The organism is Hydrogenophaga sp. 70-12 (genome assembly GCF_001897365.1).
Taxonomy (GTDB): Bacteria; Pseudomonadota; Gammaproteobacteria; order Burkholderiales; family Burkholderiaceae_C; genus Hydrogenophaga; species Hydrogenophaga borbori.
Map to the genome: position 1 here is coordinate 16,402 of NZ_MKSS01000279.1, position 8,100 is coordinate 24,501.

Sequence of the window (8,100 nt, forward strand, 5' to 3'; positions counted from 1 at the left end):
GACCGCGCCCGCCTGCTGGCGGGCGAGACGCTGCTGGTGCTGGGCGCCGGCGGCGGCGTGGGCATCGCGGCGGTGGAGATCGGCAAGGCCATGGGCGCGCGGGTGATAGCCGCAGCGTCCGACGCGCAGAAGCTGGCCCTGTGCGTGGCCCATGGGGCAGACGACACCATCAACTACGCCAGCGAGGACCTGCGCGAGCGCCTGAGCGGGCTGGTCCCCGGCGGTCCGCAGGTCATCTTCGACCCCGTGGGCGGGGCCCTCAGCGAAACGGCGTTCCGCGGCATCGCCTGGGAGGGGCGCCACCTGGTGGTGGGCTTCGCCGCTGGCGAGGTGCCGCGCCTGCCGCTCAACCTGCCGCTGCTCAAGGGCGCGTCCGTCATGGGCGTGTACTGGGGCGCCTTCCTGCGCCGCGACCCGGAGACCACGCGTGCCCACATGCGCGAGCTGTTCGCGCTGCGCAACAGCGGCGCGGTGCGCCCTCCCGTGACACGCAGCTACCGCATGGAAGAGGCCGGCCAGGCGCTGCGCGACGTGATGGAGCGGCGCGTCAAGGGCAAGGTGGTCATCCTCGTCCGTTAGGAGTCCCCATGGTCCGTCTGGGTGAAGACATTTCCTCGCGCAAGCTCGAGGTGCTGGTGGCCTACCTGGAACATCGAACGCTCAGCGCGGCCGCCGATGCGCTCAACACCAGCGCGGTGAGCGTGCACCGCGCGCTGCACTCGCTGGAGGACAGCGTGCGCTGCTCGCTGTTTCGCCACGAGGGTCGCGTGCTGGTGCCCACCGAAGCCGCCCACACGCTGGCCGGCGTGGCCCAGGACGTGCTGGGGCGGCTGGAGCGCGGCATCGAAGCCACGCGCGCGGCCGCGGGCTACTCGTCGGACCGGCTCAAGATCGGTTCGCTGTACTCCCTCACCAGCCACCTGCTGCCCGAACTCATCAAGGCGATGAACCAACGCCGGCCGAACGTGCAGTGCGAACTGGTCCTGGGCAAATCGCGCAACGAACTGCTGCCGCGCCTGCGCCAGGGGCTGGTCGACTCGGTGTTCGCCGAGATCAGCCCGGCCGACACGGACCTGGTCTGCCTGCCGCTGTTCGAGGACGAGCCCTGCTTCGCCGCGCCCCTGTCCTCGCCCCTGGCGGCGCTGGACGCGATCACGCTGGCCGATCACGCCGGCGAAAAAACCGTGACCCTGGCCGAGGGACCGTTCTCGGCCGAGCGCCTGGCCGAGCGCTTCCCGGACTTCCGGCCCACGGTGGTGATGGAGGTGCAGGACATCTTCACGCAGCTGAACCTGGTGGCCAGCGGCATGGCCTGCGCCGTGGTGCCGGGGCGCATCCGCGCGATGTACCAGCACCTGGTGCGCTTCGTTCCCCTGGCCGAGGGTCAGGGCGCGCGCCAGACCATCGGGCTGTGCTTCATGAAGGCGCGCGAACGCGACCCGAACCTGCTGGCGCTGTCCTCGGTCGCCCGGCTGTTCGTGCGCGGGCGGGAACGCGACGCCGCGCGCGCCTGAGCGGCGGCGCCGGCGGCCCGTTCAGCGCTGCGCGAAGGCCTTCTCGATCACGTAGTGGCCCGCGTGGCCGGTCTGCGGCGACGCCATGAAGCCGCGCGCGTCGAGCCGCGCCGTCAGGTCCGCCAGCATGGACGGACTGCCGCACAGCATCACGCGATCGCTGGCCGCATCCAGCGCCGGCAGGCCGGCGAGGCGCGCCAGCGCGCCCGTGTCCATCAGCTCGGTGATGCGGCCCTGCGTGTGAAAGGCCTCGCGCGTGACGGTGGGCAGGTAGACCAATTGCTCGCGCACCATCTCGCCCAGGAACTCGTCTCGCGGCAAGTCCTCGGTGATGGTGTGCGCGTAGGCCAGGTCGGACACCTTGCGCACCGAGTGCACCAGCACGATCTTGCGGAAGCGCTCGTACACCACCGGGTCGCGGATGATGCTCATGAATGGCGCCAGGCCCGTGCCGCTGCCCAGCAGGTACAGGTGTTCACCCGGCAGCAGGTCGTCGATGACCAGCGTGCCCACGGGCTTGCTGCTGACCAAGACCTCGTCGCCCGGCCGGATGTTCTGCAAGCGCGACGTCAGTGGCCCCCCGGGCACCTTGATGCTGAGGAACTCCAGGTGCTCCGCGTAGTGCGCGCTGGCGATGCTGTAGGCCCGCATCAGCGGACGGCCGTCGACCTCCAGCCCGAGCATCACGAAATGGCCGCTGTGAAAGCGCAGCGCCGACGAACGGGTGGTGCGAAAGGTGAAGAGTTCCTGGTTCCAGTGGTGAACAGACGAGACGGTTTCGCGCAGTACGCTGGCCATGGGTTTCCTTGTGTCAGGCGTGGGCCGGGTCGGCGGTGCCGAAGGCGGCGAGGAGTTTTCCGGGAACACCGTCCCAGTTCGCCGCATCGGCGGGCCGTTCGCCCGGGCGCTCGATCGCCGGCCACGCGGACGCGTACCGGGCGTTGAACGCCACCCAGCCGGCCGCGCTGGCGTCCGGCGCGATCGCATGGGCGGGGCATTCGGGCACGCACACGCCGCAGTCGATGCACAGGTCCGGATCGATGACCAGCATCGATTCGCCTTCGCGGAAGCAGTCCACGGGACAGACCGCGACGCAATCCATGTACTTGCATCGGATGCAGTTTTCGGTGACGACGTAGGGCATGGGCACTCGGGTGTGGTGGAGCCCCGAAGCTACCCATGGCCGCGCGCGCGATCAAACAAGCCGCCGTTGAACCCTTTCGCCGCGCGCAACGTTTCCCGGGCCGGCCAGCCGCGGCGCGGCGCCCTACTTCGCCAGCCGCGCGAAGGTCTTGCGGAACTTGGCCACCTTGGGCGCGGCCACCGCCATGCAATAGCCCTGGTGCGGGTTGCGCTCGAAGAAGTCCTGGTGGTAGTCCTCGGCCGGCCAGTAGTTCTCCAGCGGTTGCACCTCGGTCACGATGGGACGGCCGAAGGCGCCCTCCCGGGTGAGCTCGTCGATGATGGCGCGCGCCTCGGCCTGCTGCTCGGGCGTGGTGAAGTAGATGCCGCTGCGGTACTGCGTGCCCACGTCGTTGCCCTGGCGGTTGGGCGTGGTCGGGTCGTGCACCACGAAAAAGATCTCCAGCAGCTCGCGCGTGCTCACCTCGTCGGGGTCGTACTCCAGGCGCACCACCTCGTTGTGGCCGGTGCCGCCGGTGCACACCTGCTCGTAGCTGGGCTGCTTCAGGTGCCCGTTGCTGTAGCCCGACTCCACGTCGGTGACGCCGCGCACTTCCTTGTAGACCGATTCGGTGCACCAGAAGCAGCCGCCACCCAGCACCAGCACCTGTTTGTCGCTCATCGTGAATCTCCAGTGGTCCTTGCCAGACCGTGAGTAGACCACCCGCGGCTTTCACGGCGCCGCAGCGGGGCCTTGGGCCGCCGCCAGGGCGCCTACCTAGCCGGTGAGCACGGGCCGGAGCGCTTCGATCTCCGCCACCATGAACTCAAAGAAAGCGCTGACCCGCGCCGTCTGGCGGATCTCGGGCAGCGCGAGCAGCCGCCAATCGCGCGCGAGGGCCGGCACCGGCCCGAGCACCCGAACCAGTTGCGGGTCGGCGTCGCCCAGGGCGGTGGGCAGCGGCCCAATGGCCACACCCGACTTCACCGACAACAGCAGGCCCAGCACGCTGTCGTTGCGCGCCACCAGCGTCGCGTTCGGGGCCACCTGGCGCAGCCACTGGCTGGCCCGGTGCCTGGCCATGCTCTCGTCGAAACCCGCCAGGGGGTGCGCCTCGAGCGCTTCGATGGAGGCCGGCTGGCCGTGGCGCGCCACATAGTCCCGGCTCGCGTAGACCGCCCACAGCGAATCGCCCAGCTTGCGGCCGACCAGCGCGCCATCGTCCGTGTCGCCGGAGCGCAGCGCCACGTCGGCCTCGCCGGTGCGCAGATCGACGTACCTGTCGCTCATCACGAATTCGACGTGGTAGGCGGGATGCTTCATATGGAAGCGCTCCAGCAGCCCCGACTGCGTGAGCCGGCTCACCAGCGGCTCGGGGCAGGTGAGGCGGATCACGCCCGCCACATTGCGCCGCGACACCACCAGTGCCTGCTCGAAGGCGGCGACGGACTGTTCGACCCGCTGGGCCGCGTCGAGCATCTCGGTGCCGAAATCGGTGAGCCGGTAGCCGCTGGGGTGGCGCTGAACCAGGGCGCGGCCGATATGCCGCTCCAAGGCGCCCACACGCCGCTGCACGGTGGACTGGTCGACCCCCAGCGCGCGGCCCGCGGCCAGCGTGCTGCCGTGCCGCGCCACCGCCACGAAGTACCGCAGGTCGTTCCAGTCGAGCATGGCCCGTTATGCACCACTGCGGCCCCCTTGTGCAAATCCGCGCCTTCCAGCGGTCGCCGCGCGGGCCTACGCTGGGTGCCCCGATCACCCGGAGACAGCACCATGAACCTCCCAACACCACAAGGGGCCACCGGCCCGGGTGCCAGCGGCGCCGCCAGCGCCTGGGACCGCGCGGCCGACGGCTGGAACCGCAGCACCCCGCTCATCCACGCCTGGCTGGCCCCGGCCACCGCGGCCATGCTGGCCCGGCTGAGGTTGCGGCCCGGCGCGCGGGTCCTCGACCTCGCGGCCGGTGCGGGCGATCAGACCAAGGACGTGGCCCAGGCCGTCGGCCCCACCGGCCATGTGCTGGCGACCGACATCTCGCCCAGGATCCTGGCCTTCGCCCAACGCAACCTGGGCGCGGCAGGGCTGGCCCATGTGCGGTACGCCGTCGCGGATGCGGAGCAGGCCGTGCCAGGCGAGGCGCCGTTCGATGCGGTGCTGTGCCGGCTCGGCCTCATGCTCTGCGCGAATCCCGCGGCCGCCCTGGCCTCGGCGTTCGAGGCCCTGCGGCCGGGCGGGCGCTTCGCCGCCCTGGTGTTCGGCGAGCCCGCGCACAACCCCTGCATCACGACCCTGATGAGGCTGGCCCGCCAGCACCGGGGCCTGAACGGCGGGGCATCGCCCTACACCGCGGGCGGCCTGTTCAGCCTGGCCGAGCCCGGCCGGCTGGCTGGCCTGCTGGCGGCGGCGGGGTATGCCGACATCGCGGTGGAGCCGCTCGCGGCGCCGTTCGCGCTGCCCGACGTGGCCACCTACATCGCCTTCGTCCGGGACTCGGGCTCGCCGATCATGGAACTGCTCGCGCCGCTGGACCCGTCGGCCCAGGCGGCGGCCTGGCAGGCCATGGCGGCGGCGCTGCAGCCGTTCACGGGTGAGCGTGGGTGGGTGGGACCCAACGAGCTGCTGCTCTGTTCGGCGACGCGGCCCCTCACGCACTAGTGCCCTGGCGCAACAGGACGCTGGCTCCGCACGACATCGAGAAAGGCCGCCAGCGCGGCGCTTTCACCGCCGTCCCGCCAGAGGCAATGCGTCTCGTACGGCGGCGAATCGCCCTGCAGCGGCACGAAGGCGGCCCCCGGCAGCCCGGCCTGCTGCAGGGCGGCCGGCACCAGCGAGACGCCCAGGCCCTGCGCCACCACCGACACCACGCTGAGCCAGTGGCGCAGCTCGAAGCGCACGTCGGGCTCGAAGCCGTGGTCGGCGCACAGGGCGAGCAGGCGGTCGTGGTAGTCGGGCGAGACGGCACGCGAGATCGCCACGAAGGGCTGGCCGGCCAGCGCGGCAGGCGCCAGCCGCCGCTTGCGCGCCAGCGCGTGGCCCGCCGGCACGCAGGCCACGAAGGCCTGGCGCGAGACCAGCACCTGCGAACAGCCCGGCGGCACGCGCGTGGTGTGCACGAAGCCGGCCTCCAGCCGCTGGTGCTGCAGGTCGATGAGCTGGTCGCTGGAGCTCATTTCGCGCAGCACCAGCTTCAGGCGCGGGTGACGCTGGGCGAAGCCGCGCAGGATCTGCGGCAGGCCCCGGTACAGCACGGTGCCCGCGAAGCCCACGCGCAGCTGGCCGCTCACGCCCTGGGCCACCTCGCGCGCCTCGCGCGCGGCCGCGCCAGCCGCCTCCAACAGGGCCCGCGCGCGCGGCACGAAGGCCTGGCCGGCGGGCGTGAGCGCCACGCCCCGGCTGTTGCGCACGAACAGCGGGGCGCCCACCGAAGCCTCCAGCTGCTGGATGTTGAGCGACAGCGGTGGCTGCGTCATGGCCAGGCGCGCGGCGGCGCGGCCAAAGTGCAGCTCCTCGGCCAGGGCGAGGAAACAGCGCAGGTGGCGGAACTCCATGGCCTTCTCCATCGATTTTCCGTTTGTATTCTTGGATACAGGATCGATATTAGACAGCTATGGCGCCACGGCGGACAATCCTTCGATTGCCCCAACGCACACGGAGACAGGACATGCTCTCGCCCAAGAAAGCCAAAGCCAGCTTCAGCTGGGAAGACCCCTTCCAGTTCGACGGCCAGCTCACCGAGGACGAGCGCGCCGTGCGCGACGCCGCCCACGCCTACTGCCAGGAACGCCTGCTGCCGCGCGTGACCGAGGCTTTCCGCAAGGAAGTCACCGACCCGGCCATCTTCCGCGAGATGGGTGACCTGGGCCTGCTGGGCGTGACCATCCCCGAGGCCTACGGCGGCGCCGGGCTCAACTACGTCTGCTACGGCCTGGTGGCGCGCGAGGTCGAGCGCATCGACTCGGGCTACCGTTCCATGATGAGCGTGCAAAGCTCGCTGGTGATGGTGCCCATCAACGAGTTCGGAACCGAGGCGCAGAAGCAGAAGTACCTGCCCAAGCTGGCCACGGGCGAATGGATCGGTTGCTTCGGCCTGACCGAGCCCAACCATGGCTCCGACCCCGGCAGCATGGTCACGCGCGCCAAGAAGGTGGCCGGCGGCTACAGCCTGTCGGGCGCCAAGATGTGGATCACCAACAGCCCGATCGCCGATGTCTTCGTGGTCTGGGCCAAAGACGACGACGGCGCGATCCGCGGCTTCATCCTGGAAAAGGGCGCCAAGGGCCTGTCCGCGCCCGCCATCCACAGCAAGGTGGGCCTGCGCGCCTCCATCACCGGTGAGATCGTGATGGACAACGTCTTCGTGCCGGAAGAGAACGCCTTCCCCGAGGTGCGCGGCCTCAAGGGGCCCTTCACCTGCCTGAACAGCGCGCGCTACGGCATCGCCTGGGGGGCGCTGGGCGCCGCCGAGGACTGCTACTTCCGCGCCCGCCAGTACGTGCTGGACCGCCAGCAGTTCGGCCGCCCGCTCGCGGCCAACCAGCTGATCCAGAAAAAGCTGGCCGACATGCTGACCGAGATCAGCCTGGGACTGCAGGGTTGCCTGCGCCTGGGCCGCCTCAAGGACGAGGGGACGGCGCCCGTGGAGCTCACCTCCATCCTCAAGCGCAACAGCTGCGGCAAGGCCCTGGACATCGCCCGCCTGGCGCGCGACATGATGGGCGGCAACGGCATCAGCGACGAGTTCGGCGTGGCGCGCCACCTGGTCAACCTCGAAGTGGTCAACACCTACGAAGGCACGCACGACATCCACGCCCTGATCCTGGGCCGGGCGATCACCGGCATCGCGGCGTTCAACTGAATCGCCTGAGCCGGGCGCCCGCGCGCCCCGGTGCAACCCGCTGAGCGGCGTGCACGCTTTCTGCTAGCGTGCGGGCGTGCACCACCTGCTCGACGCCCTCTCCCTGCCGCTGTTCGCCGCCGCCGCGCTGGTCTTCGTCAGCGTGCTGGCCGGCGTGGTGTCCACGCGCGCCGGCTTCTCGCTGCTGCTGGTCTTCCTGGTCGCGGGCATGCTGGCCGGCAAGGACGGGCCCGGCGGTTTCAGCTTCAACGACTTCCGCCTGGCCTTCTGGGTCGGCAACGTCGCGCTCGCCGTGATCCTGCTGGACGGCGGGCTGCGCACCGAACTGGCCACCTTCCGCACCGGCCTGAGGCCCTCCATGCTGCTCGCCACGGTGGGCGTGCTGGTGTCCGCGGCCATCACCGGCGCGGCGGCTCATTGGCTGCTGGCCCTGTCCTGGCCCATGGCCCTGCTGGTGGGCGCCATCGTGGGCTCCACCGATGCGGCGGCGGTATTTGCGCTGCTGAAGTCGTCCGGCGTTCGGCTCAACGAGCGCGTGGCCGCCACGCTGGAGATCGAGTCGGGCATGAACGACCCGATGGCGGTCTACCTCACCCTGGCCTTCATCG

The 8,100-nt window shown here is 70.7% G+C and carries 10 protein-coding genes; 5 read left to right on the forward strand and 5 right to left on the reverse strand.

The annotated features are described in order from the left end of the window. Together BGO22_RS15400 and BGO22_RS15405 are read left to right on the forward strand one after the other, a co-directional pair. The coding region (locus tag BGO22_RS15400; RefSeq protein ID WP_286851566.1) for a zinc-binding dehydrogenase at nt 1-579 on the forward strand (579 nt) is incomplete at its 5' end. 8 nt (nt 580-587) lie between these two features. Beyond that, complete coding sequence (locus BGO22_RS15405; RefSeq protein ID WP_070398876.1) at nt 588-1,514, forward strand: LysR family transcriptional regulator; 927 nt, start codon at nt 588-590, stop codon at nt 1,512-1,514. A 21-nt stretch (nt 1,515-1,535) separates the two neighbouring features. Here the strand turns inward: BGO22_RS15405 and BGO22_RS15410 are convergent, their stop codons facing one another. The 4 genes from BGO22_RS15410 to BGO22_RS15425 all read right to left on the reverse strand — a co-directional run bounded on the left by BGO22_RS15410 (nt 1,536) and on the right by BGO22_RS15425 (nt 4,308). Beyond that, nucleotides 1,536-2,312, reverse strand: coding sequence for a ferredoxin--NADP reductase (locus tag BGO22_RS15410; RefSeq protein ID WP_070398877.1), 777 nt, complete (start codon nt 2,310-2,312; stop codon nt 1,536-1,538). Nucleotides 2,313-2,325: 13 nt separating this feature from the next. Next, a complete protein-coding gene (gene fdxA, locus BGO22_RS15415) occupies nt 2,326-2,658 on the reverse strand; it encodes a ferredoxin FdxA (protein ID WP_070398878.1) in 333 nt (110 codons plus the stop codon). A 123-nt stretch (nt 2,659-2,781) separates the two neighbouring features. Then, a complete protein-coding gene (msrA, locus tag BGO22_RS15420) occupies nt 2,782-3,318 on the reverse strand; it encodes a peptide-methionine (S)-S-oxide reductase MsrA (RefSeq protein WP_070398879.1) in 537 nt (178 codons plus the stop codon). 96 nt (nt 3,319-3,414) lie between these two features. Next, on the reverse strand, nt 3,415-4,308 hold the full coding sequence (locus BGO22_RS15425; protein WP_286851571.1) for a LysR family transcriptional regulator: 894 nt from the start codon (nt 4,306-4,308) through the stop codon (nt 3,415-3,417). A 102-nt stretch (nt 4,309-4,410) separates the two neighbouring features. Here BGO22_RS15425 and BGO22_RS15430 point away from each other — a divergent pair, with 102 nt between their 5' ends. After that, on the forward strand, nt 4,411-5,292 hold the full coding sequence (locus tag BGO22_RS15430) for a class I SAM-dependent methyltransferase (protein ID WP_070398881.1): 882 nt from the start codon (nt 4,411-4,413) through the stop codon (nt 5,290-5,292). Here the strand turns inward: BGO22_RS15430 and BGO22_RS15435 are convergent. Next, complete coding sequence (locus BGO22_RS15435) at nt 5,289-6,185, reverse strand: LysR family transcriptional regulator (protein WP_070399210.1); 897 nt, start codon at nt 6,183-6,185, stop codon at nt 5,289-5,291. The two genes, BGO22_RS15430 and BGO22_RS15435, sit on opposite strands and share 4 nt — an antisense overlap. Nucleotides 6,186-6,298: 113 nt before the next feature. On the opposite strand from BGO22_RS15435, the gene BGO22_RS15440 reads away from it, so the two are divergent. After that, entirely contained in the window at nt 6,299-7,492 is a 1,194-nt protein-coding gene (locus BGO22_RS15440; RefSeq protein ID WP_070398882.1) for an acyl-CoA dehydrogenase, read from the forward strand. A gap of 142 nt (nt 7,493-7,634) precedes the next feature. Further along, nucleotides 7,635-8,100: cation:proton antiporter domain-containing protein (locus BGO22_RS15445; RefSeq protein WP_502686468.1), on the forward strand; the 466-nt coding region annotated here is incomplete at its 3' end.

Excerpts from the sequence above, each read along its gene's own strand:
- fdxA (WP_070398878.1), bottom strand. The coding sequence starts at position 2,658 with ATGCCCTACGTCGTCACCGAAAACTGCATCCGATGCAAGTACATGGAT.
- BGO22_RS15425 (WP_286851571.1), bottom strand. The coding sequence starts at position 4,308 with ATGCTCGACTGGAACGACCTGCGGTACTTCGTGGCGGTGGCGCGGCAC.
- msrA (WP_070398879.1), bottom strand. The coding sequence starts at position 3,318 with ATGAGCGACAAACAGGTGCTGGTGCTGGGTGGCGGCTGCTTCTGGTGC.
- BGO22_RS15410 (WP_070398877.1), bottom strand. The coding sequence starts at position 2,312 with ATGGCCAGCGTACTGCGCGAAACCGTCTCGTCTGTTCACCACTGGAAC.
- BGO22_RS15405 (WP_070398876.1), top strand. The coding sequence starts at position 588 with ATGGTCCGTCTGGGTGAAGACATTTCCTCGCGCAAGCTCGAGGTGCTG.
- BGO22_RS15435 (WP_070399210.1), bottom strand. The coding sequence starts at position 6,185 with ATGGAGTTCCGCCACCTGCGCTGTTTCCTCGCCCTGGCCGAGGAGCTG.
- BGO22_RS15430 (WP_070398881.1), top strand. The coding sequence starts at position 4,411 with ATGAACCTCCCAACACCACAAGGGGCCACCGGCCCGGGTGCCAGCGGC.
- BGO22_RS15440 (WP_070398882.1), top strand. The coding sequence starts at position 6,299 with ATGCTCTCGCCCAAGAAAGCCAAAGCCAGCTTCAGCTGGGAAGACCCC.